The sequence below is a fragment of the Pseudonocardia halophobica genome (assembly GCF_027922425.1).
GTDB lineage: Bacteria > Actinomycetota > Actinomycetes > Mycobacteriales > Pseudonocardiaceae > Pseudonocardia > Pseudonocardia halophobica.
Genome location: NZ_BSFQ01000007.1, coordinates 161,642 through 183,387 on the forward strand (window position 1 = coordinate 161,642; position 21,746 = coordinate 183,387).

At 75.1% G+C, this 21,746-nt stretch carries 20 protein-coding genes; 9 read left to right on the forward strand and 11 right to left on the reverse strand.

The annotated features are described in order from the left end of the window. The first annotated feature begins 112 nt into the window (after positions 1–112). The 6 genes from PKE99_RS11410 to PKE99_RS11435 all read left to right on the forward strand — a co-directional run bounded on the left by PKE99_RS11410 (position 113) and on the right by PKE99_RS11435 (position 5,200). Positions 113–889 carry an IclR family transcriptional regulator gene (locus PKE99_RS11410; RefSeq protein WP_081923633.1) on the forward strand — a complete coding sequence of 259 codons (777 nt, stop codon included), beginning with the start codon at positions 113–115 and terminating at the stop codon, positions 887–889. Between the two features lie 221 nt (positions 890–1,110). Next, entirely contained in the window at positions 1,111–2,487 is a 1,377-nt protein-coding gene (locus PKE99_RS11415; protein ID WP_037038995.1) for an MFS transporter, read from the forward strand. Beyond that, positions 2,484–3,548, forward strand: coding sequence for a Rieske 2Fe-2S domain-containing protein (locus tag PKE99_RS11420; RefSeq protein WP_037038996.1), 1,065 nt, complete (start codon positions 2,484–2,486; stop codon positions 3,546–3,548). The genes PKE99_RS11415 and PKE99_RS11420 overlap by 4 nt, the downstream gene beginning before the upstream one ends. Next, positions 3,545–3,784, forward strand: a complete 240-nt coding sequence (locus tag PKE99_RS11425) for a hypothetical protein (RefSeq protein WP_037038998.1) — start codon at positions 3,545–3,547, stop codon at positions 3,782–3,784. The genes PKE99_RS11420 and PKE99_RS11425 overlap by 4 nt, the downstream gene beginning before the upstream one ends. A 19-nt stretch (positions 3,785–3,803) precedes the next feature. Further along, positions 3,804–4,766: a PDR/VanB family oxidoreductase gene (locus tag PKE99_RS11430; RefSeq protein WP_037038999.1), complete on the forward strand. Its 963-nt coding sequence runs from the start codon at positions 3,804–3,806 to the stop codon at positions 4,764–4,766. A 146-nt stretch (positions 4,767–4,912) separates the two neighbouring features. Then, positions 4,913–5,200: a GlsB/YeaQ/YmgE family stress response membrane protein gene (locus tag PKE99_RS11435; protein ID WP_037039001.1), complete on the forward strand. Its 288-nt coding sequence runs from the start codon at positions 4,913–4,915 to the stop codon at positions 5,198–5,200. Between the two features lie 26 nt (positions 5,201–5,226). Here the strand turns inward: PKE99_RS11435 and PKE99_RS11440 are convergent, their stop codons facing one another. Continuing rightward, entirely contained in the window at positions 5,227–5,619 is a 393-nt protein-coding gene (locus PKE99_RS11440; RefSeq protein WP_156066949.1) for a hypothetical protein, read from the reverse strand. 227 nt (positions 5,620–5,846) lie between these two features. Between PKE99_RS11440 and PKE99_RS11445 the strand changes: the two genes are divergently transcribed. Then, a complete protein-coding gene (locus PKE99_RS11445; RefSeq protein WP_156066952.1) occupies positions 5,847–6,914 on the forward strand; it encodes a tyrosine-type recombinase/integrase in 1,068 nt (355 codons plus the stop codon). A 62-nt stretch (positions 6,915–6,976) separates the two neighbouring features. After that, positions 6,977–8,185, forward strand: coding sequence for a globin domain-containing protein (locus PKE99_RS11450; protein ID WP_037039003.1), 1,209 nt, complete (start codon positions 6,977–6,979; stop codon positions 8,183–8,185). A gap of 15 nt (positions 8,186–8,200) precedes the next feature. Here PKE99_RS11450 and PKE99_RS11455 read toward each other — a convergent pair whose 3' ends face one another. The 7 genes from PKE99_RS11455 to PKE99_RS11485 all read right to left on the reverse strand — a co-directional run bounded on the left by PKE99_RS11455 (position 8,201) and on the right by PKE99_RS11485 (position 16,341). Then, entirely contained in the window at positions 8,201–9,250 is a 1,050-nt protein-coding gene (locus tag PKE99_RS11455) for an NAD(P)/FAD-dependent oxidoreductase (protein ID WP_037039005.1), read from the reverse strand. Further along, positions 9,247–9,798, reverse strand: coding sequence for an isoprenylcysteine carboxyl methyltransferase family protein (locus PKE99_RS11460; RefSeq protein ID WP_037039006.1), 552 nt, complete (start codon positions 9,796–9,798; stop codon positions 9,247–9,249). Before PKE99_RS11460 ends, PKE99_RS11455 begins: the two co-directional genes overlap by 4 nt. Then, positions 9,795–10,871: a type III polyketide synthase gene (locus PKE99_RS11465; protein ID WP_037039007.1), complete on the reverse strand. Its 1,077-nt coding sequence runs from the start codon at positions 10,869–10,871 to the stop codon at positions 9,795–9,797. The genes PKE99_RS11460 and PKE99_RS11465 overlap by 4 nt, the downstream gene beginning before the upstream one ends. Continuing rightward, a complete protein-coding gene (locus PKE99_RS11470; RefSeq protein WP_037039009.1) occupies positions 10,859–12,034 on the reverse strand; it encodes an NAD(P)/FAD-dependent oxidoreductase in 1,176 nt (391 codons plus the stop codon). Before PKE99_RS11470 ends, PKE99_RS11465 begins: the two co-directional genes overlap by 13 nt. Next, positions 12,034–12,867 carry a UbiA family prenyltransferase gene (locus PKE99_RS11475; protein WP_231497997.1) on the reverse strand — a complete coding sequence of 278 codons (834 nt, stop codon included), beginning with the start codon at positions 12,865–12,867 and terminating at the stop codon, positions 12,034–12,036. The genes PKE99_RS11470 and PKE99_RS11475 overlap by 1 nt, the downstream gene beginning before the upstream one ends. Further along, positions 12,864–13,922: an NAD-dependent epimerase/dehydratase family protein gene (locus PKE99_RS11480; RefSeq protein WP_037039010.1), complete on the reverse strand. Its 1,059-nt coding sequence runs from the start codon at positions 13,920–13,922 to the stop codon at positions 12,864–12,866. Before PKE99_RS11480 ends, PKE99_RS11475 begins: the two co-directional genes overlap by 4 nt. A 109-nt stretch (positions 13,923–14,031) precedes the next feature. Then, the gene (locus PKE99_RS11485) at positions 14,032–16,341 is read right to left on the reverse strand and encodes a HelD family protein (RefSeq protein WP_037039013.1); all 2,310 of its coding nucleotides are present in this window, start codon (positions 16,339–16,341) and stop codon (positions 14,032–14,034) included. A gap of 263 nt (positions 16,342–16,604) precedes the next feature. On the opposite strand from PKE99_RS11485, the gene PKE99_RS11490 reads away from it, so the two are divergent. Beyond that, positions 16,605–17,411, forward strand: coding sequence for an RNA polymerase sigma factor SigF (locus PKE99_RS11490; RefSeq protein WP_037039015.1), 807 nt, complete (start codon positions 16,605–16,607; stop codon positions 17,409–17,411). Positions 17,412–17,415: 4 nt separating this feature from the next. Here PKE99_RS11490 and PKE99_RS11495 read toward each other — a convergent pair whose 3' ends face one another. The 3 genes from PKE99_RS11495 to PKE99_RS11505 all read right to left on the reverse strand — a co-directional run bounded on the left by PKE99_RS11495 (position 17,416) and on the right by PKE99_RS11505 (position 21,701). Further along, the gene (locus tag PKE99_RS11495; RefSeq protein ID WP_037039018.1) at positions 17,416–18,522 is read right to left on the reverse strand and encodes a DNA topoisomerase IB; all 1,107 of its coding nucleotides are present in this window, start codon (positions 18,520–18,522) and stop codon (positions 17,416–17,418) included. 87 nt (positions 18,523–18,609) lie between these two features. Further along, entirely contained in the window at positions 18,610–20,970 is a 2,361-nt protein-coding gene (locus PKE99_RS11500) for a glycoside hydrolase family 65 protein (RefSeq protein WP_037039020.1), read from the reverse strand. Then, positions 20,967–21,701 carry a beta-phosphoglucomutase family hydrolase gene (locus PKE99_RS11505; RefSeq protein ID WP_037039023.1) on the reverse strand — a complete coding sequence of 245 codons (735 nt, stop codon included), beginning with the start codon at positions 21,699–21,701 and terminating at the stop codon, positions 20,967–20,969. The genes PKE99_RS11500 and PKE99_RS11505 overlap by 4 nt, the downstream gene beginning before the upstream one ends. Positions 21,702–21,746 lie beyond the last annotated feature (45 nt).

The following is a 21,746-nucleotide window of genomic DNA, read 5'->3' on the forward strand; positions in this document are numbered from 1 at the left end:
CGCCGGCCGGAGCACCGACGTCGCCGGGTGATACCCCGGGACGCCATGACCGAAGACGAGTACGGACACTAGCGCCCACGCGGGTACGGCGGACGGACGAGCGGGAGCGGACATGGCGGGTCGAGGCCGACCGACGGGTCCGACGGGCCCGGTGCTGACCCGCGGGCTCGCCCTGCTCGGCGCCTTCGGCCCCGCCCGCCCCGCGATGACCCTGAGCCAGCTCGCGCGGCACGCCGGGATGCCGCTCTCGACCGCCCACCGGCTCCTCGGCGAACTCGTCGAGTGGGGCGCCCTCGAGCGCGACGACACCGGCTCCTACCGGATCGGGCTGCGCCTCTGGGAGCTCGGCGCGCTCGCCCCGCGGGGCCAGGGCCTGCGGGAACGCGCGCTGCCGTTCCTCGAGGACCTCTCCCAGATCACACGGGAGAACGTCCAGCTCGCCGTCCGCGAGGGCACCGAGGTCGTGTTCGTCGAGCGGATCGGCGGCTCCGGGGCGGTCCCGGTCCTCACCCGTGTCGGAGGGCGGTTCGCGCTGACCGCCACCGGCGTCGGGCTCGTGCTGCTCGCCCACGCCCCCACCGAGGTGCAGGAGGACGTCCTCGGCGGCCGGATCGAGCGCTTCACCGAGCGCACGGTCACCGATGCCGACGAGCTGCGCCGCATGCTCGCCGACGTCCGCGTGAACGGCTTCTCGATCAGCGACCGCCAGGTCACGATGGACGCGCTCTCCGTCGGCGCGCCGATCCAGGACGAGCGCGGCCAGGTCGTCGCGGCCGTCTCGCTCGTCGTCCGGCACGGCACGGCGTCGCCGCACACCCTCACGCCGCTGGTGCGCACCAGCGCACGGGCGATCACCCGCGCCCTCGCCGAGGGCTACCGCGCCGGCTGAGCACGAGCCAGCCCGGCACAAACCCTTCCATTTTCCGGAAGGCCTGTTCGGCCGCGCCGGGCACGGAACGCATGCTCTCGGACACCGCACCGGGACCCGACCCGGGCGGCGCCCGCTCCCACCACGGCCGTCGTCACGGACCGGTGCGGGCCCCGACGCAGTCGACAACGGAGTGCTGCCATGCGTCCTCCCACCCTTCGCGTTCCCGAGGGCCGGCGCCGATGAGCGCCACGGTCCGGGAGCTGATCGACGACCGACCGATGTCCCGCTTCCAGTGGGGCGCCGTCGTCGTGTGCGTGCTGCTGAACATGCTCGACGGCTTCGACGTGCTGGTCATGGCCTTCACCGGCAAGTCCGTCTCCGCCGACTGGGGACTCAACGGCGCCCAGCTCGGCCTGCTGCTGTCCGCGGGCCTGATCGGCATGGCCGTCGGCTCGATGGTCGTGGCGCCGTGGGCGGACCGGTTCGGCCGGCGGCCGATCGTGCTCGGATGCCTCGCCGTCGCGGCCGTCGCGATGCTGCTGTCGGCCGCCAGCCAGTCCCCCGCCCAGCTCGGCGTGCTCCGCGCGGTGACCGGCCTGGGGATCGGCGGCATCCTCGCCACCAGCAACGTGATCGCCGCCGAGTACGCCTCGAAGCGCTGGCGCGGACTCGCGGTGAGCCTGAACTCGACCGGCTACGCCCTGGGCGCCACGCTCGGCGGGCTGCTGGCCGCCGTGCTGATCGGCCAGTTCGGCTGGCGGGCGGTGTTCCTCGTCGGCGGCCTCGCGACCGCCGCGTCGATCCCGCTGGTCTGGTGGCGCCTGCCCGAGTCCCTGGACTTCCTGCTGGCCCGCCGCCCGGCGGGGGCCCTGGAGCGGGTGAACGCGCTGCTCGCCCGGATGCGCCACGAGGCGCTGGCCGCCCTGCCCGAGCAGACGGCCGCGCCCAAGGGCGTCGGCGCCGGCTACAAGGAGCTGCTCACGCCGCGGCTGCGCCGCACCACGCTGGTGCTCTGGGTCGTCTTCTTCTGCATCATGGCGGGCTTCTACTTCGTGACGAGCTGGACGCCGACCCTGCTGGTCGAGGCCGGCCTCTCCCCCACGGCCGGGATCGCCGGCGGCACCCTGCTCAACGTCGGCGGGATCTTCGGCGCCGCGCTGCTCGGGCTGCTGGCCGCGAAGTTCGCCCTGCGCACCGTCCTGGCCACGTACCTGGTGGCCACCGGCGGGCTGCTGGCGATCTTCATCGGCGCGTCGTCCTCGCTCGCCGCGGCCTTCGCGATCGCCGCCGTGATCGGCGTGTTCGTCAACGGCTGCGTCGCCGGGCTCTACGCCCTCACCCCGACGGTCTACGACCCGGCCGTGCGCACCACCGGCGTGGGCACCGGCCTGGCCATCGGCCGCGCCGGGGCGATCCTCGCCCCGACGCTCGCCGGCACGCTGCTCGACGGCGGCTGGACGCCCGAGCAGCTCTACATCGCCTTCGGCGTGGTCTTCGTGGCCACCGCCGCCCTGCTCTTCCTCCTCCGGCTGCGCAGCACCACCCCGGACACCACCCCGGGCACCGCACCGCGCGCCGCCGGCACCACCGTCCGACCCGAGGGAGCCACCTCATGAGCACCATCCCCCGCGACCAGTGGTACGTCGCCGCGTACGGCTCCGAGATCCGCCACGAGCTGTTCGCCCGGACCATCTGCGACGAGCCGATCCTGTTCTGGCGCACCGAGTCCGGCGAGGTCGTCGCGAACTCCGACCGCTGCGTGCACCGCCGCTTCCCGCTGTCCCGGGCCCCGTCCCGGCTCGTCGACGACAAGGTCGTCTGCGGCTACCACGGCTTCACCTACGGCTCGGACGGCAAGTGCGTCGCCGTGCCCGGCCAGACCCGCGTGCCGCGCACCGCCCGGCTCACCCCGTACCCGGTCGTCGAGCTCGACTCGCTGATCTGGATCTGGATCGGTGACCCCGCGCTGGCCGACCCGACCCGCATCCCGCGCGTCCCCTACCTGGCCTCGCCGGACTTCACCACGGTCCGCGGGATGGAGCCGCTGCAGGCCCGCTTCTCGCTGCTGGTCGACAACCTGCTCGACCTGTCGCACGAGACCTACCTGCACGGCGGGTACATCGGCACCCCCGAGGTCGCCTCGACCCCGATCTCGACCGAGGTCGACGACGAGGCCGGCATCGTCTACGTCTCCCGGCACATGGACGACGCGGAGTGCCCGCCCTTCTACTCGAAGTCGACCGGCCTGCAGGGGCGGATCGCCCGCTGGCAGGACATCGAGTACACCCCGCCGTGCCTGTACAAGCTGCACAGCCGGATCGCGCCCGTCGGCTCCGTCCCGAACCCCGACGGCACCGACCCCGACGCCTTCCACGTCGAGGTCGTCTACGCGATCACCCCGGAGACCGAGCACTCCACGCACGACTTCTGGATGGTGGCCCGCGACTTCGCGCTCGACGACGAGGAGGTCTCGGCCTTCCTCGCCGAGAACAACCGGACCGTCGTGCTGCAGGACGTCGAGGCCCTCGACGTGCTCGAGCAGGTGATCCAGGGCGAGCCGGAGGGCTACCAGGAGCTCTCGATCAACATCGACACCGGTGGCCTGGCCGCGCGCCGGATGCTGGCCCGGATGGTCGGGCAGGCCCCGCGCAACGCCCCGGCGGCCCCCGCCCGATGAGCGCCGGCATCCCGGAGGCCCCGCCCGTCCTGGGCGGCGACCGCGTCTACCGCATCCACTGGGTCCTGGGCACCGACCGGCTCCGCGCCGTCTGCCACTGCGGCAGCGAGCGGATCTTCGAGGACCCGGTGGAGCTGTGGGAGTGGCTGCTGGCCCACCCGGACGGCCACGGGCCCGCCGCCGTCCCCGCACCGTCGCCCGAGCCCGCACCGGCCCGCGAGCCCGCGCCGGCCTGAGCACCCCGAGGAGACCCGAATGCAGGCCGATACCCCAGAGCCCGAGCTCGACCTGGTCCTCGACAAGAAGGAGATCCTGGCCGACGGCGTCGTACAGCTGACCCTGCGCGACCCCGCCGGTGCGGACCTGCCCGCCTGGGAGCCCGGGGCGCACGTCGACCTGGTGCTCACCGACGGGCTGACCCGGCAGTACTCGCTCTGCGGCGACCCGGCGGAGCGCTCGGTGCTGCAGGTCGCGGTCCTGCGCGAGCCCGCGGGCCGGGGCGGCTCGGCCCACGTCCACGACGTGCTGGCCGAGGGCGACACCGTGCGGGTCCGCGGGCCGCGCAACCACTTCGCGCTGGTCGCGGCCCCGCGGTACCTGTTCCTCGCCGGCGGCATCGGCATCACGCCGATCCTGCCGATGATCGCGGCGGCCGAGGTGGCGGGCGCGGACTGGCGGCTGGTCTACGGCGGCCGCACCCGCGCGTCGATGGCCTTCCGCGACCGGCTCGAGGAGCGCCACCCCGACCGGGTGGACGTCCGTCCGCAGGACGAGACGGGGCTGCTCGACCTGGCCGCCCTGCTCGGCGAGCCGGCCGAGGGCACCGCGGTCTACTGCTGCGGGCCGGAGCCCCTGCTGGCCGCCGTCGAGGAGCGGTGCGCGGCCTGGCCGGCCGGGACCCTGCACCTGGAGCGGTTCGCCCCCAAGGCCGGCGCGGACGACGGGCCGCGGGAGGCGTTCGAAATCGAACTCGCGCAGACCGGCACGACGCTGACCGTGCCGGCGGACCGGTCGATCCTCGAGGTCGTGGAGGAGGCCGGCGTCGGGATCCTCTCGTCGTGCCGCGAGGGCACCTGCGGCACCTGCGAGACGGGGCTGCTCGAGGGCGTCGCGGACCACCGCGACTCGGTGCTCACCGCCGAGGAGCAGGCGGCGAACGACGCGATGATGATCTGCGTGTCCCGCTCCTGCTCGGCCCGCCTGGTGCTCGACCTCTGAGAACCACCCGCCCCCGGCGTCGAGGCCCCGTCGAACGAGGGGCGACCCGCCGCGTCCCTTCGCACCTGTGGATCCGCTGAGAGATTCCGTAACGATGTTGCGATCGGGGTACACCGAGGTCACGGCCTCACGCGGAGGAGAACGCCATGACCATCACCGGGATCATCTCGGCCCTGCTCGTCGGCCTGCTCATCGGAGCCCTGGGCCGGCTCGTCGTGCCCGGGAAGCAGCGCATCCCGATCTGGCTGACGATCGTGATCGGCATCGTCGCGGCCTTCGTCGGGTCGTACCTCGCCGGTCTGTTCGGCTACCGGAACTCCGGCGGCGGGTTCCCGTGGCTCCTGCTGGTCATCCAGGTGGCGGTCGCGGCGGTCGGCGTCGTCCTCGCCGCGGGGGCCTACGGCCGGCGGCACCGCGGCATGCTGCGCCGCTGAGCGGGCCCCGCGCAACGGGCCCGTGCTCAGCGGGTGCGTCGCCCGGCCGCGCCGAACCAGTAGCCGAGGACCGTGCCGGCCATGCCGGTCACGGGGGCGAGGTAGAGGGTGAACTGCTGGGCGTCGAGCCGCAGCACGAGCGCCAGGACCGACAGGGCGGCCACGACCGCCACGACGATCACCAGGACGGCCGTGCGCACCCGCGCCTCCATCCGGCGCTCGGCCTGCACGGCGTCGTCGCAGCCCGCCCGGTAGATCGCCTCCACCTGCGCGGCGATCTTCCGGTGGGCCTCGGCCTTCGCCTGCTCCAGCCGCACGAGGAGTTCCGCGCAGTCGGCGGCCCCGTCGAGACGGTGCCGCTCGAGCACGGCGAGGGCGTCCTCCGCGATGTCGTCGATCTGGCTGTCGAACCTCGTCATCGGGTTCATGACGGCCCCGCCTCCCCGGCTCGGTCGTGTGCCCATCAGGGTCGTGCCGTGCGGCCACCGGGCACAGAGGGTGGTCCCGCCGGTACGCGGGGGTGGCCCCTACTCCTCGCCCGGGCCGAGCCGACGGGCGGACCCGGCCGGGCGCGCCGCCGACGCCGTCGAGCGCGCGGCTCCTAGGCTCGTGCCGTGCACGACCGAGCCCTCACGACCCGTCCGACATGCCGGTGACCGGCCGGGAGACCGCGCTCACCCCCCGGGCGACGTCCGCGCTGCGGCGCCGGCCGCTGCCCGGGGACCCCGCCTCCGACGCGACGCTGCGGGTCGACGCGCTCGACGCGGCGGCCGACCACTACCTCGACGCGGAGCGGGTGGCCAGCACCCGTGAGGCCTACGCGCGGGACTGGGCCGCCTGGGAGGACTACACCCGGTGGGCCGGCATCCCGCTGCTCTCCGGGGGCCGCGGCGCCCTGGTCGGGTTCGTGCTCTGGCTCGAGCAGGGTGCGCCCCGGGTCGGGCGGGAGCCCGGCGCGCCGGCCGCGCCCGCCACCATCCGGCGCAAGCTCGCCGGGGCGCTGCACGGGCTGAGGAGGTTCGGGGCCGATGTCGACCCCCGCGGCCCGGCCGCCGCCCGCGAGGCCCTCACCATCTACCGGCGCCGTCTCGCCGCCGGCGGCGAGCGGCGCGGCCGCGGCCAGGCCCACGCCGTGGACCTGCGGGCCGTGCTCGCGATGTCGCAGGCGTGCCCCGACACCCGCCGCGGCCTGCGCGACCGCGCCATGCTGACCATCGGCTTCTACGGCGCGACCCGGGCCAGCGACCAGGCCCACCTGCTGACCTCGGACGTGCTCGTCGAGCAGAACGGCGTGGTCCTCGACGTCCGGGTCGGCAAGACGACCGGCCGCAGCGCGCTGCCCCGGCGCCGGCACCCCCTGCTCTGTCCCCGCTCGGCCTGGCTGGCGTGGCTGCGGGCGAGCGGGCACACGGGCGGCCCCGCCTTCCGGCGCATCGACCGGCACGACACCGTCCGCGACGAACCGCTGTCCCCCGACGCCGTCACCGCGGTGATCGCGCGGGCCGGGGAACGCGCCGGGCTCCCCTACCCGGTCACCTGCCACTCCCTGCGGGCCGGCTTCGCCACCGAGTCCTACCGCGCGGGCGCCTCGCTGCTCGACATCGCCACCCAGGGACGCTGGGCGCCCGGTTCGCAGGAGCTGTTCCGCTACATCCGCACGGTGGACCAGTGGCGGCACAACGCGGCCGACGGGCTCGACCTCGAACCCGGCTGACGCCGTTTCAGGGCCGCGGGGCCGGGAACGCAGGCCGACATCGACCTGCGGAGGTGACAGCCGTGCTGTCCGACAAGTCCCGTCCGGTGATCGAGGCGACGCTGCCCGTGGTGGGCGAGAACATCGGCACGATCGCCACCCGCTTCTACGAGCACCTGTTCGCCGAGCACCCCGAGCTGCTGGACGGCACGTTCAACCGCGGCAACCAGGTCGACGGCTCGCAGCAGCAGGCGCTGGCCGGGTCCGTCGCCTCGTTCGCGAGCGTGCTGGTGAGCGCACCCGACCGCACTCCGGAGAAGCTGCTGCGCCGCATCGCGCACAAGCACGCGTCCCTCGGCATCCGCCCCGAGCAGTACCAGGTCGTCCACGACAACCTGATGTGGGCGATCGTCGACGTGCTCGGCGACGCGGTGACCCCCGAGGTCGCCGCCGCCTGGGACGAGGTCTACTGGCTGATGGCGAGCGCGCTGATCAACCAGGAGCGCGGCCTCTACAGCGCACGCGGGGTCCGGCCGGAGACGGTCTGGCGGCCGTGGCGGGTCGAGCGGAAGATCCGGGAGACCGACGACGTCGTGACGTTCGTGGTCGAGCGGGTCGACGACCGGCTGGTCAAGACCTCGCTGCCGGGCCAGTACGTCACGGTCCTGATGCCGATGCCGGACGGCGTGCGGCAGCCCCGCCAGTACAGCCTGACCCGCGCCGACGACGGGCAGCATCGCCAGTTCGCCGTCAAACGCGTGCAGGGCGACGGGAAGCCCGACGGCGAGATGTCCACGCTGCTCTGCGACACGGTCGAGATCGGCGACGTCCTGACGATGTCGTTGCCCTACGGCGACGTCGTCCTGGACGACGCGGGCCGCCCCGTGGTCTTCGCGAGTGCGGGCATCGGCATCACGCCGATGGCGGGGATGCTCTCGCACCTGGTCGCCGCGAACTCCGGGCTGAACATCACGCTCCTGCACGCCGACGCGAACGAGGGGTCGTTCGCCCTCCGCCGCCAGGTCGTCGAGGACGTCCTCACCGCCCGCAACGCCTCGCTCCACGTCTGGTACGAGGACGGCACGGGCAGCATCGAACCGATGGACGGGGTCCACGCCGGGTTGATGGACCTGTCCGAGGTCACGCTGCCCGACGACGCGCTGTACTACCTGTGCGGCCCGATCCCCTTCATGCAGGCGATCCGCTCGGCGCTGATCGAACGCGGGGTCGCGCCCTCCGAGATCCAGTACGAGGTGTTCGGCCCCGACCTGTGGCAGGCCGACCTCGACTGACGGGGAGCGGGGGCGTCACCGGCCGCCGCCGACCGGGCGGGCCAGCGCGTTCACCGCTCCGCCGAAGAGCGGCGGCAGCAGCCGCGAGGCGGGGACCAGCGCGCGGCGCGCGACCCGCGGACGTGTGCCGGCCAGCAGCGCCGCGGTGAGCAGGCGGTAGCGCCGGGTCAGGCGTGCCCAGTCGCGCTCGTATCGCTGCGGCTCGCCGTCGACGATCGCCCGCACGGCGGCGTCCGCCTGGGCGAACGCGAGGGCCAGACCCTCCCCCGTCAGGGCGTCGACGTAGCCGGCGGCGTCGCCGACCAGCAGCACCCGCCCGGCCACCCGCCGCCGGGCGCCGCGGCGCAGGGGACCGGCCCCCCGCACGTCGGTCGCCGGCTCGCTGCCGCACAGGAGCTCCTCGAGACCCGGGAGCGCCCGCAGCCGGCTGTCGAAGGAGCCCTTGGTGGAGACGAGCAGCGCGACCCCGACGAGGTCCGCGGCCACCGGGGTCACGTAGGCCTCGACCTCGCGACCCCAGTGCACCTCGACGTACGGCGACCAGGGGGCGGTCCGGAAGTGCCGGCGCAACCCGAAGCGCGGGTGCCGGGCGGCGGCGGCGTCGAGGCCGAGGGCGCGGCGCACCGTGGAGTGCAGGCCGTCGGCGGCCACCAGGTGCCGGGCGCGCCGCCCGTCGGCGGTGACGCCCGCGTGGTCCTGACGCACCTCCCCGACGGCGCGCTCCTCGATGCGGGCCCCCGCGGCCACCGCGGCCTCGCGCAGCGCCCGGTGCAGCGTGAGCCGGCGGATCCCCCGGCCGGGACCGAGGCGGAAGTCCGCGTCGGCCGACCGCCCGCCACCGACGTACCGGATGCCGCGGAACGGGTGCCCGGCCGGATCGACGCCGAGGGCCAGCAGCCCGGCGAGCGCCCCGGGCATCAGGCCCTCGCCGCAGGCCTTGTCGACGGCGCCGGGCCGAGGCTCCCAGACCTCGACGTCGAGACCGGCGCGGGCGGCGTGGAGCGCGGTCACCAGGCCGGCCGGGCCGCCACCGGCGACGAGCAGGTCGACCGGGCGGGCGCTCACGCCCGCACCTCCGTGGCCGCGGCCTCGCGCAGGGCCCGCCGCTCCTCCCGCAGCCGCACGGTCAGCACCCCGGCGTTCGCCACGGTGAACGCCACGGCGGTGAGCCACGCCGTGTGGACGAGCGGGAGGGCCGCACCCTCCACGACGACGGCGGCGTAGTTGGGGTGCGGCAGGAAGCGGTAGGGCCCCGAGGTGACCAGCGGGAGCCCGGGCACGACGATCACCCGCGTGTTCCACCGCGGGCCGAGCGTGCGGATGCACCACCACCGGACGCTCTGGCACCCGACGACCAGGGCGAGCATCGGCCAGCCGAGCGCGGGCACGAAGGGCCGGCCGGCGAGCCACACCTCCGCCAGGCACCCGACGAGCAGGCCGGTGTGCACGACGACCATCACCGGGTAGTGCCCGCGGCCGGTCTCGACACCCCCGCGGGCCGACGCCCACCGGGCGTGGCGCGTGGAGAGCACCAGCTCGGCCAACCGCTCGAGACCGACCGCGAGCACGAGCAGCGTGAAGAGCAGGGCCGACACCGGGAACGGCGTGCTCATGCCGGTGCCCGCAGCAGGACGAGTTCGGAGCAGAAGCCGGGCCCCATCGCGAGCATCAGGCCGTACGAGCCCGGCCGCGGCGGCCGGACGTCGAGGGTGTCGGCCAGGACGTGCAGCACCGAGGCCGAGGAGAGGTTCCCGACGCGGCGCAGCGAGTCCCAGGTCAGGGCCAGTGCGTCGCGGTCGACCTGGAGCGCGTCCTGCAGGGCCTCGAGCACCTTGGGGCCGCCGGGGTGCGCGACGTACCACTCGACGTCCGCGCGCCCGAGCCCGTGGTCGGCCAGGAACCGGCGCACGTCGTCGCCGAGGTACCGGCGCACGAGGTCGGGGACGGCCGCGTCGAGCACGATCCGCAGGCCACCGGCACCGACGTCCCAGCCCATGGTCCGCTCGGAGTCGGGGTAGAGGCGGCTGCGGGCGGCCAGCACCTCCGGCTGCACGCGCCCGCCGTCGACCAGCTGCTCGGCGCGCCGCGATCCCGCGGCGACCACCGCGGCGGCGCCGTCGCCGAACAGGCCGCTGGCGACCAGGTTGGGCACCGAGACGTCGTCCCGCTGCAGGGTCAACGAGCACAGCTCGACGCTCATCAGCACCGCGACCGCGTCGGGGTGGCCGACCAGGTGATCGAGCAGCCGGGCGACCCCCGCGGCCCCGGCCACGCACCCCAGGCCGACGATCGGCACCCGCACCACGTCGTCGCGCATGCCGGTGAGCGCGGCGACCCGCGCGTCGAGGGACGGCACGGCGAGCCCGGTCACGGTCGCGGAGACGACGAGGTCGACGTCCGACGGCGCGAGGTCGACCGCTTTGAGCGCGTCGACGACCGCGCGGGCGCCGAGCTCGACCCCGGCCGCGATGAAGGCGTCGTTGGACTCCCCGAAGTCGCGCAGCCGGCCGTAGCGCTCCAGCGGCAGCGCGGTGTGCCGGGTCCCGACACCGGCGTTGCGGTGGAACCGCTCCAGGACCGCCCGGTCGACGCGGCCCCCGAGCAGCGACCCCGCGACGGCCTCGGTGATCTCCTCCTGTCGGTGGCGATGGGCGGGAAGGGCACCTCGGACGCTCAGGATGCGCATGCTCGACTCTCCTCCACGGGACGGACGGGGGCGGTCGACAGGAGGGCGCGGGCCAGGCCGCGGACGACGGTGGGGGTGATCCGGCCGCGGGCCAGCCCGAGCTCGACGAGGTCGTCGAAGACCCGGCCGTCCCGCGCCGACGCGCGCAGGCCGGCGTCGAGCACCGCCCCGCTGCGGGTCAGGCGCGCCGCGAGCGCGGTGTGGCGCAGGTGCGGGAGGAGGTGCGCGCGGGCGGCGCGCCGGTAGCAGTGCCCCGCCGTCTCGGGCCGGCCCGCCGTGATCGCCCGCGCGGCGGCCCGGCCGGCGGCGAGGCCGGTGGCGACCGCGTAGTAGATGCCCTCCCCCGTCATCGGGTTGACCAGGCCGGCGGCGTCGCCCACCAGCAGCACCCGGCCGGTGGGCGGCCACCAGCGGGCACCCGAGAGCGGCAGGTGGTGGCCCTTCCAGTCGGTGCCGTCGCGCCCCGCGCCGGGCAGCAGCTCCTCCAGCCGGTCGAGCAGTTCGGAGCGGGTGGGGGCCGGCCCGCGGCCGAGCACCTCGCCGTACCCGACGTTCGCCAGCCCGTCGCCGCGGTCGAAGGACCAGGCGTACGCCGGCTGCCGGGCCGTCCCGAAGGCGATCACCTGGGCCTGCTCGCGCCCCGCGGACACCGGCGCGTAGCCGCGCAGGGCGAAGGCGGTGCGCGCAGTGGACCACCCGAGACGGCGGCGCACCACGGACCGCGCCCCGTCCGCCCCGACGACCACGGCGGCCCGGTGCCTGCCGTCGAGCACGACGTCGCTGTGTCCGACCGCCAGGTCGCGGACCCGGTGCCGGACCAGCATCGCGCCGGCACCGCAGGCCGCCTCGACCAGCCGGGCGTCGAGGAGCCGGCGCGGCACCACGTACGACGGCCGGGCCATCATCCGGTCGACCCCGCGGTCGCCGCGGGCGAGCCGCAGCCGCGCGACCGGGACCCGGTCGTCGAGCAGGCCCGTGACCCCGACCTCGGCGAGGCGGTCGAGCACGTGCGGGGCGACGCCGTCCCCGCAGGCCTTGTCCCGCGGGAAGTCCGCGCGGTCGAGCAGCGCGACCCGCAGCCCCGGCGCGGTGTGCAGCGCCCCGAGGGCGGTCGCCGCACCGGCGGGTCCGGCCCCGACGACCGCGAGGTCCCAGCCGGGCATCAGCCGGCCGCCACGAGCAGCACCACGTCGAGCAGCGCGATCAGCATCGCCGCCCGGAACGGGACGCGACCGCGGCCGGTCAGGGCGACCGTCGCGAGCGCGGCGACCACCAGCAGCGCCGCCCACACCCACGCGGGCGGGTGCCCCGCCGGGCCGAGCGCGGCCAGGAGCGACGCGGCGACGAGCAGCCCGGCGGCCAGTGGCCTCGCGGCGCGCTCCCCCAGCCGGTGCGGCAGGCCCCGGACGCCGGTCCGCACGTCGTCGGCGAGATCGGGCAGTGCGTTGAGCACGTGGGCGCCGACCCCGAGCGCCGCGCCGGCGGCGGTGGTCCACCAGGGCGGCCACGCCGGAGCCGAGCCGGCGAGCGAGGCCACGGCCGGCAGCGTGCCGAAGGCCACGGCGTACGGCAGCCACGACAGCCGGGTGCCCTTGAGCCCCAGGTTGTAGGCCTGCGCCGAGCCGACGCCGAGCACGAGGTGGACCAGCCCGCTGCGCCAGCCCGCGGCCACGGACAACGCCACGCAGGCGGCCCCGGCGACGACGACCGCCGTGCGGACCTGGTGAGCGGCCACCCGGCCGGCCGCGAGCGGCTTGTCCGCACGCCCGACGGCACGGTCACGCTTCTGGTCGACCAGGTCGTTGACCCACCCGACCGTCAACTGGCCCGCCAGCACGGCGAGGGCGACGACGAGGGTGGTGCGGGCCGGCTGTCCGGCGTCGACCGCGAGCAGGGCGGCGACCACCGTGACGGCCGCGGCAGGACCGGGGTGGGCGGCCGCGACCAGCCCGGGGAGGGCGCCGGCCCGGCGGGTGGGCAGCGGCGTCGTGCTCACGGCCGCGACCGTCTGCCGACGTGGCCGTGGAGCAGGGCGTCCCTGGTCGCGCCGGCGACCGTGCGGGGCCGCAGCACCGCCGTGGGCCCCGATGCGGCCGTGCGCATGCCGTCGACGACCTCGCGGAACACGGCGACGGCGTCCTTCGTCGGCGACCAGCCGAGCTCGGTGCGGGCGCGCGTGGAGTCGATCAGCGGGAGGGCGAAGGCCATGTCGAGCCAGCCGGTGTCGACCTGCTGCAGGCGCAGGTGCCACGCGGCGGACATCGCCGGGCGCAGGACCGCCGACGGCACGTGCACCAGCGGGGCACCCAGCACCCGGGCGATGTCCGGGGCGGTCAGCGGCGGGTCGACGGCCAGGTTGAACGCGCCGGCGGCACGCCGGTCCAGCACGCGGGCGACGGCGTCGGCCACGTCGTCGGCGTGCACCACCGGGATCGCCAGGCGGCGGTCGAGGGGCAGCACCGGCAACCAGGCGAGGGCGCGCGCCGGCACCAGACCCGGCACCCCGTAGCGCAGCAGCGCGCTCCCGGCCGCGCGCTGCCCGACGATGCCCGGCCGGAGCCGGGTGACCGTGGGCAGGGCACCCTCCGCCCCGTCGAGGATCCGTTCGGCGGCGGCCTTGTGCCGGCTGTAGCGCGAGGTCGGGACGCCGTCCGTCGGCCAGGTCTCGTCGACCGGGGTGTCGTCGCGGCGCGGCGAGTAGGCGCCGATCGAGGACATGTGCACCAGGTGCGGCACCCGGGCCGCGGCCGCCGCGGCCACGACGCGACGGGTGCCGCCGACGCCGAGCTCGCGCAGGTACCGCAGGTCGTGCGAGGGCTGGAAGCCCCAGGCCAGGTGGACGACGGCATCGGCGCCGGCGAGGACCCGCACGAGCTCCTCCGCGGTGGCGCGGGTCAGGTCGAGCGACCTCCAGGTCGCGGGCTGCCCCTCCGCGACCGGCCCCGCCGGCACCCGGCGGGCCACCCCGACCAGCTCGTGGTCCTCCCGGGCGAGGCGGCGCAGCACCGCCGTCCCGATGTTGCCCGTCGCGCCGGTGACGACGATCCGCATCCTGCCTCCCCGAGCATCGACCGACTGGTGGTCGGTTCCCCTCGGGCAGGGAACTCACACGCGCGGACCGCGGTCCGCGGGGGACGCGCGGTCGAAGGGTGCCGGGCGGTCAGGCCCGGCGGAGGCGCTTGAGCGGTTCCGGCAGGTCCGCGGCGTGCACCACGCTGAGCCGCTGGGTGGCACGGGTGAGCGCGACGTAGAGGTCGTTCATCCCGCGCGGGCTCTCGGCCAGCACCTCGGCCGGCTCGACGAGCACGACGGCGTCGAACTCCAGGCCCTTCGACGCGCCGACCGGCAGCACCACGACCGGCGCCTCGAGGTCCTCAGGGTCCTCGGGTGCGGCGTCGCCGAGCACGGCCTCGCGCATCGTGGCGACCCGCGCCGCCGGCACGAGCACCGCGGTGCGCCCCTCGCCCACCGCGCCCCGCTCCTCGGCGACGATCCCGGCGAGCACCCCGTCGGACCCCTCCAGCGAGCCCGGGGCGATCGGGACGGCGCGCGGCGGGACCCCGGTGCTGCGGACGGACGTCGGCGGGGTGAGGCCGGGGTCGATGGCGGCCAGGACGTCGTCGGCGACGTCGGCGATCTCCGCCGGCGTCCGGTAGTTCACCGTGAGCTGCTCGAGCTTCCACCGGTTCTGCACGAACGGCGACAGCACCTCCGACCAGGTGGAGGCCCCGGCGATGTCGCCGGTCTGCGCGACGTCGCCCACGATCGTCATGGAGCGGCTCGGCACCCGGCGCATCACCAGCCGCCACGCCATCGCCGACAGCTCCTGCGCCTCGTCGACGATCACGTGCCCGTAGGTCCACTCGCGGTCCGCGGCGGCGCGGTCCGCGGTCGACTCGTAGGTCCGCACCTGCATGCGCTCGGCCAGCCGGTCGGCGTCGACGATGTCCGTGGCCCGCAGCAGCTCCGGGTCGAGGTCCTCCTCGAGGTCCAGCACGTCGAGCACGCCCTGGGCGTACTCGATCTCCTCGCGCAGCGCGGCCTGCTCGGCGGCCCGGGCGGCCGACCCGTCGTCCCCGAGGAGCTCGGCCGCCTCGTCGAGCAGCGGGACGTCCGCGTGGGTCCAGCGCAGGTCGTGCGGCACGTCCGCCCCGGCGGCCGGCCGCTCCAGCAGCGCCCGGTCCTCGGCCGGGATCCGCCGGGCGATCGAGTTGAGCTTGCGCCGGTCGGCGAACAGGTCGCCGAGCAGCTGCTCCGGGGTGAGCGTGGGCCACAGGGCGTCGAGCTCGCGGGCGACGGCGGCGTCCTCGGCCAGCTCCTCGCGGATGTCCTCCACGTCGAGCTTGCCGAGCAGGTTCCGCCCGCCGAGGGTCTGCGCCACCTGCTGTGCGAGCAGCCGCAGCGCCTCGGTGCGGAAGATCCGCTTGGCCTCGTTGTGCGGCTTGCGCGAGCGCCGGGCCCGCGAGCGGGCGGCGTTGACCAGGTCCCGGTCGATCCGCACGTCCTGCCGTTCGACGACGAGCTCGATCGGCCGCCGCGGCAGCTGCTGGCGGTCCCGGACCGCCGCGGCGACGACGGCGGCCATGTCGGCGCGGCCCTTCACCTCGGCGGTGCGGGCGTCCTCCGACCGGCGCGCGTGCAGGCCCGGGAACAGCTCCGCGGGGGTGGCGAGCACGACCGAGGTCTCGCCCAGCGACGGCAGGACCTGGCCGATGTAGCGCAGGAAGGTCGGGTTCGGGCCGATCACCAGCACGCCGCGGCGGGCCAGCCGGTCCCGGTGCGTGTAGAGCAGGTAGGCGGCGCGGTGCAGCGCGACCGCGGTCTTGCCGGTGCCGGGCCCGCCCTGCACCACCAGCACGCCCGACGGCTTGGACCGGATGATCCGGTCCTGCTCCGCCTGGATCGTCGCGACGATGTCGCCCATGCGGCCGGTGCGGGCCTCGCTGACCGCGGCCATGAGCGCGGCCTCGCTGGTCAGGCCCGACCCGCTGACCCGGGCGGCGGCGTCGGCGAGGTCGAGCACCTCGTCGTCGACCGCGACGACGTTCCGCCCGCGGGTGCGCAGGTGCCGGCGCCGGCGCATGCCCTCCGGGTTGGCCGCGGTCGCGGTGTAGAAGGGCTGCGCGGCGGGGGCGCGCCAGTCCATGAGCAGCGGCTCGTAGTCGTGGTCCTCGTCGAGGAGGCCGAGCCGGCCGATGTAGCGGACCTCGCCCGACTCCGCGTCGAGCCGGCCGAACGCCAGCCCGTGCTCCGCGGCACGCAGCGCGGCGAGCCGGTCCGTGTACATCGCGGCCGCCGCGTCGCGCTCGGTGAGCGCCTGCGGTGTGCCCACGGTCTCGCCGTGCAGCACGTCGGCGAGCCGGCGCGCGGTGTCCCGGCGGCGCTCGTCGAGCCGCTCGTAGAGCATCGCGACATAGGCGCGCTCGTGCTCGAGCGGCGTCTCGCCCGTGGCGGGTTCGGGGGTCGGCACCTGCTTCGATGTCCTTCGCGGGAGTGACGGATCGGCCGGTCGGCCCGGTCGTCCCTCGATCTGTCGGCAACTCGCGCGGCCGGCGGCGCGGCCGACGTCCTCGTCGTCCCTCGTCGCCCGACGGCGCGGCGTTCCAACCTACCAGCGATCTCCCCCGACCTCCGCGGGCATTTCCCCGGTCGGGGGACCGCGTTTGAAGGATCGGGGCCGTCGGGTAGATGCCTGCGTGGCGTCGGACAACAGAGACCCTTCCCCGGGGCGTCGTGGCTGACCGCGACCCGGCCCCCGCCCAGGGCCCCGCCCAGAACGGGCAGGGCTCCGACTCGGAGTACGGGCACCTGGCCCCGCTCTTCGAGAAGTTCGTGTCGCTCCCCGCCGACCATCCCGACCGCGACGCCCTGCGCGCCGAGCTGGTCACCGGCCACCTCCCCGTGGTCCAGCACATCGCCCGGCGCTTCGCCAACCGCGGCGAGCCCGTCGACGACCTGGAGCAGGCCGGCACCGTCGGGCTCATCAACGCCGTCGACCGGTTCGAGCCGGACCGGGGCGTCGACTTCCTCTCCTACGCGATCCCGACCATCACCGGCGAGGTGCGCCGGCACTTCCGCGACCGCACCTGGGCGATGCGCGTGCCCCGCCGGCTCAAGGAGATGCAGAGCTCGATCAACGGCGCGATCGGGCCGCTGTCCCAGGAGCTGGGCCGCGCCCCCAAGCCGTCGGAGATCGCCGAGCGGCTCGGCCTGTCCACCGAGGAGGTGCTGGAGGGGCTCGACGCCCAGCAGGCCTACCGCGGCCCCTCGCTCGACGAGCTGGTGGCCGGGGCCGACTCCCCGCTCGCGGACACCCTGGGCGCGGCCGACGCCGAGCTGGACAAGGTCGAGTACCGGCAGACCCTGGCGCCGCTGCTCGACGAGCTGCCGCAGCGCGAGCGCACGATCCTGGTGCTGCGCTTCTTCGGCAACAAGACGCAGACGCAGATCGCCGACCAGATCGGGATCTCGCAGATGCACGTGTCCCGGCTGCTCGCCCGCACGCTCGCCCAGCTGCGGCAGCGGATGAGCGAGGAGTAGGCGCTCAGCCCTTGATGAGCCGCACCACCGCGCGCTCCACCGCGGCCCGGCTGCGGTCGTCGGTGAGGTCGGGGGTCTCCAGCCGCTTCAGCGCCACCAGCACCGTGCGCCCCTCCTCGAACTGCTCGACCACCCGCGGGTCCACGTAGGAGTTCTTCGCGACGGTCGGGGTGTTGCCGAGGTGGTCGGACACCGTGGTGATGGCGTGGCGCACCAGCCGGGCCCGCGCCCGCTTCGCCGACGGGACCCGGCCCTCCTCGGCCACCGCCCCGGCGAGGGTGACGGCGGCGAGCACCGTCGCGTTCCAGGTCCGCAGGTCCTTGCAGGTGAACCGGTCCCCCGCCAGCTCCTTCACGGCGATGTTGAGGTCCTCCGAGCGCACGTCGTGCCAGTCCGACCGGCCCGTGCGGTAGGCCAGCAGGTCCTCGCCGCCGCCCTTGCGCCGCAGCAGCCCGTTGACCAGCCGGTGCAGCAGCGGGTCGCGCAGGTCGAGCTTGCGGGGCACGCCGCCCTTGGCCGGGTAGTCGAAGTGGATCAGGCCCCGGCGCAGCGTGACGTGCTCGCGGCGCAGGGTCGCCAGGCCGAACGTGCCGGACTCGTCGTGGTCGTCGCCGTCGTGCCCGCAGTTGTCCGAGCCGTCGTCCCCGCAGCTGGGGGCGTACTGCTCGCCCCCGGCGCGGAACACCCCGATGTCGAGCATCCGGACGGCCCCGGCGAGCACCCGTTCGCGGTGCAACCCGCTGTCCTCGAGCCGGGTGGTGATCTCCCCGCGGATGTCGGCGAGCCGGCGGCCCAGGGACAACACGCGGTCGTGTTTCTCCTGGTCCCGGGCCCGGCGCCAGTCGTCGTGGTAGCGGTACTGGCGGCGGCCGGCGTCGTCCGTCCCGACGGCCTGGATGTGGCCGCGGGGGTCGGGGGCGATCCAGACGTCCCGCCAGGCGGGCGGGATCACCAGGCTCTTGATCCGCGCGATCTCCGCCCGGTCCTCGATCCGGTCGCCGTCCGGCCCGAGGAAGACCCAGCCCCGGCCGGAGCGCCGCCGCCCCAGCCCCGGCGTCGAGGGGTCGGAGCGGACGAGCCCGGCGGGGGGATCGACTGCTGCTGCGGTCACGCGCGGGAGATACCCCGGCCGCCCTTGCGCAATCCCCCAGGTGATCGAACCCCGTGTCGACCCGACCCCGCCTGATCGAACCCGGGGTCAGCTCCCGTGGTGCCGCTGGCGCGGCGCCCGGCCGTACGGCTGCTCCACCGGGTCGACGGTGGGCGGCGAGGGCAGCGGCCGCACCTGCGGGTCCTCGGCCAGCGCGACCGGCTCGCCGTGGTGGCGCAGCCGCATCGGCGGGCCGCTGACCAGCGTGTACTCCACGTCGTCCTGGGTGATCGTGACCCGGATGTGCCGCCCCTGCCAGCGCAGCCCGAACGAGATCCGGGTGAGCGCGGCCGGCAGCACCGGCGCGAAGGCCAGCCCGGTCGCGTCGCACGTCATGCCGCCGAGCCCGGTGGTGATCGCCACCCAGGTGCCGGCCATCGACGCGATGTGCATGCCGTGGTCGGTGTTGCCGGCCAGGTTGTTGAGGTCGATGAGCGCGGCCTCGGCCAGGTAGTCGTAGGCCAGGTCGAGGTGCCCGGTGCGCGCGGCGACCATCGACTGCGTGCACGCGGACAGCGACGAGTCCCGCACGGTGATCGCCTCGTAGTAGGCGAAGTTGCGGCGCATCTGCTCCGGCGTGAAGGCGTCCGGCCGCAGCTGCATCGCCAGCACCAGGTCGGCCTGCTTGATCACCTGCTTGCGGTACAGGTCGAAGTACGGGTAGTGCAGCAGCAGCGGGTAGGTGTCGGCCGGGGTGCGCTCGAAGTCCCAGATCTTGTGCTTGGTGAAGCCCTCGGACTGCGGGTGCACGCGCAGCTCGTCGTCGAACGGGATCCGCATCGAGGCCGCCGCGTCGCGCCAGCTGGCCATCTCCTCGGAGTTCACGCCCAGCTTGGCCGCGCTGCGCGGGTGCTTCGCGGCGACCTCGGCGGCGTAGCGCAGGTTCAGCTGCGCCATCAGGTTCGTGTAGACGTTGTTGTCCACGATCGCCGAGTACTCGTCCGGGCCCGTCACGCCGTCGATCCGGAACTCGCCCGCCGAGTCGTGGTGGCCCAGCGAGCGCCACAGCCGCGCGGTGGCGACCAGGATCTCCAGGCCGGTCTCCAGCTCGAACTGGGTGTCGCCGGTCGCGGCGACGTGCCGGCGCACGGCGTCGGCGATGTCGGCGTTGATGTGGAAGGCCGCGGTGCCGGCGGGCCAGTACCCCGAGCACTCCTCGCCGCGGATGGTGCGCCACGGGAAGGCGGCGCCGTCGAGGCCGAGCTGCTGGGCGCGCTCGAAGGCCTTCGGCAGGATCGACTGCCGCCAGCGCAGCGCGTCGGCCGCCGCGTCGGGCGCCAGGAAGGACAGCACCTGCAGGCAGAAGGTCTCGGTGTCCCAGAAGGTGTGCCCGTCGTAGCCGTCGGCGGTGAGGCCCTTCGCCGAGATGCACCGGCGCTCGGCGCGGGCGCCGGCCTGCAGCACGTGGAAGGTGGCCAGGCGGACGGCCTGCTGGAGCTCCGCGTCGCCGTCGATCTCGACGTCGGCGGTCTCCCAGAAGTCCTCGAGGTACTCGGCCTGCTCGCGGAGCAGCCCCTCCCAGCCCGTGTAGCGGGCGGCGGCCAGCGCGGCCCGGACCTGGTCGTAGACCGCGGGCAGGCTGCGCTGCGACGACCAGCCGTAGGACAGGTACTTGACGATCTTCAGCGTCTCGCCGGGCTTGACCCGCCCGATGATCGTGGTGCTGCCGGTGTCCTCGGTGGCGTCCGAGGTGATCTTGATGCCCTCGGGCCCGTGCACCTCGTGGTCCATCGCGGCGGCGACCCGCAGCCCCGACTTCCGGGTGCTGTGCACCAGCGTGGCGCCGGCCTCGTCGGCGCGGTGCATCTCCGATTCGAGCGCGTTGGTGAGCGCGGCCTCCAGGCGCGGGTCGTCCGCGCCGCGGGTCGGCAGCTGCTCGTTGGCCACCAGCTCGGACTGCACGACGAGCAGCGCCGGCTCGTCGAGCACCTCGACCTCGTAGCAGATGGCGGCGATGGCGCGCTGGGTCAGCGACACGAGCCGTGTGCTGTGCACCCGCACCACGCGCCCGGCCGGGGACTCCCACTCGACCTCGCGGGTCAGCGTGCCCGCGCGCAGGTCGAGCACCCGCTCGTGCCGGCGGAGCTTGCCGTAGCGCAGGTCGAACGGCTCGTCGTCGACCAGCAGCCGGATCAGCTTGCCGTTGGTGACGTTGATGATCGTCTGCCCGGACTCCGGGTAGCCGTAGCCGCCCTCGGCGTACGGCAGCGGCCGGACCTCGTAGAACGAGTTCAGGTAGGTCCCGGGCAGGTGGTGCGGATCGCCCTCGTCGAGGTTGCCGCGCAGCCCGATGTGGCCGTTGGACAGCGCGAAGACCGACTCGGTCTGGCCCATCGCGGCGATGTCGAGGGTCGGCTCGCGCACGACCCAGGGCTCGACCGCGAAGGTGCGGCCCGCGTCCGGCTTCACTGGTCCTCCAACAGCTCGGAGAGGTCGGACACCACGACGTCGGCGCCGTGCTCGCGCAGCTTGTCCGCGTGCCCGAGCCGGTCGACGCCGACGACCCGGCCGAAGCCGCCGGCCCGGCCCGCCTCGACGCCCGCCAGTGCGTCCTCGTACACGACGGCGGCCGTGCGCGGCACGCCCAGGTCCTCGGCCGCCGCCAGGAAAGTGTCCGGCTTCGGCTTGCCCGGCAGCCCGCGCTCGCGCGCGACGACGCCGTCGACCCGGTGGTCGATCAGCTCGGCCAGCCCGGCCACGTCGAGCACCTGCTCGGCGTTGGCCGACGACGACACCACCGCCACCTTCAGGCCGGCCTTCCGGACGGCCTCGAGGTACGGCCGCGAGGCCGGGTACACGTCGACGCCCTTCTCCTGCAGCACGACCTGCACCAGGTCGTTCTTGCGGGTGGACAGCCCCCAGAGCGTCTCGGCGTCGGGCGGGTCGTCCGGGCTGCCCTCGGGCAGCGTGATCCCCCGGGAGGCGAGGAAGCTGCGGGTGCCCTCCAGCCGCGGCTTGCCGTCGACGTACGGGCCGTAGTCGGCGGCGACGTCGAACGGCCGGTAACCGGGACCCTCGTGCCGGGCGAGGAACTCGTCGAACATGGTCTTCCACGAGGTCGCGTGCACGCCGGCGGTGTCGGTGAGCACACCGTCGAGGTCGAACAGGCAGGCGCGGGCGCCGTCGGGGAGGCCGAGCATGCGCGCACCGTAGCGTCCCGGTGATCGCGTCCGCAGACCGGCGCC

Bases quoted from the DNA above. Each gene is read 5' to 3' on its own strand.
- PKE99_RS11410 (WP_081923633.1), top strand. From the start codon at position 113: ATGGCGGGTCGAGGCCGACCGACGGGTCCGACGGGCCCGGTGCTGACC.
- PKE99_RS11415 (WP_037038995.1), top strand. From the start codon at position 1,111: ATGAGCGCCACGGTCCGGGAGCTGATCGACGACCGACCGATGTCCCGC.
- PKE99_RS11420 (WP_037038996.1), top strand. From the start codon at position 2,484: ATGAGCACCATCCCCCGCGACCAGTGGTACGTCGCCGCGTACGGCTCC.
- PKE99_RS11425 (WP_037038998.1), top strand. From the start codon at position 3,545: ATGAGCGCCGGCATCCCGGAGGCCCCGCCCGTCCTGGGCGGCGACCGC.
- PKE99_RS11430 (WP_037038999.1), top strand. From the start codon at position 3,804: ATGCAGGCCGATACCCCAGAGCCCGAGCTCGACCTGGTCCTCGACAAG.
- PKE99_RS11435 (WP_037039001.1), top strand. From the start codon at position 4,913: ATGACCATCACCGGGATCATCTCGGCCCTGCTCGTCGGCCTGCTCATC.
- PKE99_RS11440 (WP_156066949.1), bottom strand. From the start codon at position 5,619: ATGACGAGGTTCGACAGCCAGATCGACGACATCGCGGAGGACGCCCTC.
- PKE99_RS11445 (WP_156066952.1), top strand. From the start codon at position 5,847: ATGCCGGTGACCGGCCGGGAGACCGCGCTCACCCCCCGGGCGACGTCC.
- PKE99_RS11460 (WP_037039006.1), bottom strand. From the start codon at position 9,798: ATGAGCACGCCGTTCCCGGTGTCGGCCCTGCTCTTCACGCTGCTCGTG.
- PKE99_RS11465 (WP_037039007.1), bottom strand. From the start codon at position 10,871: ATGCGCATCCTGAGCGTCCGAGGTGCCCTTCCCGCCCATCGCCACCGA.
- PKE99_RS11470 (WP_037039009.1), bottom strand. From the start codon at position 12,034: ATGCCCGGCTGGGACCTCGCGGTCGTCGGGGCCGGACCCGCCGGTGCG.
- PKE99_RS11480 (WP_037039010.1), bottom strand. From the start codon at position 13,922: ATGCGGATCGTCGTCACCGGCGCGACGGGCAACATCGGGACGGCGGTG.
- PKE99_RS11505 (WP_037039023.1), bottom strand. From the start codon at position 21,701: ATGCTCGGCCTCCCCGACGGCGCCCGCGCCTGCCTGTTCGACCTCGAC.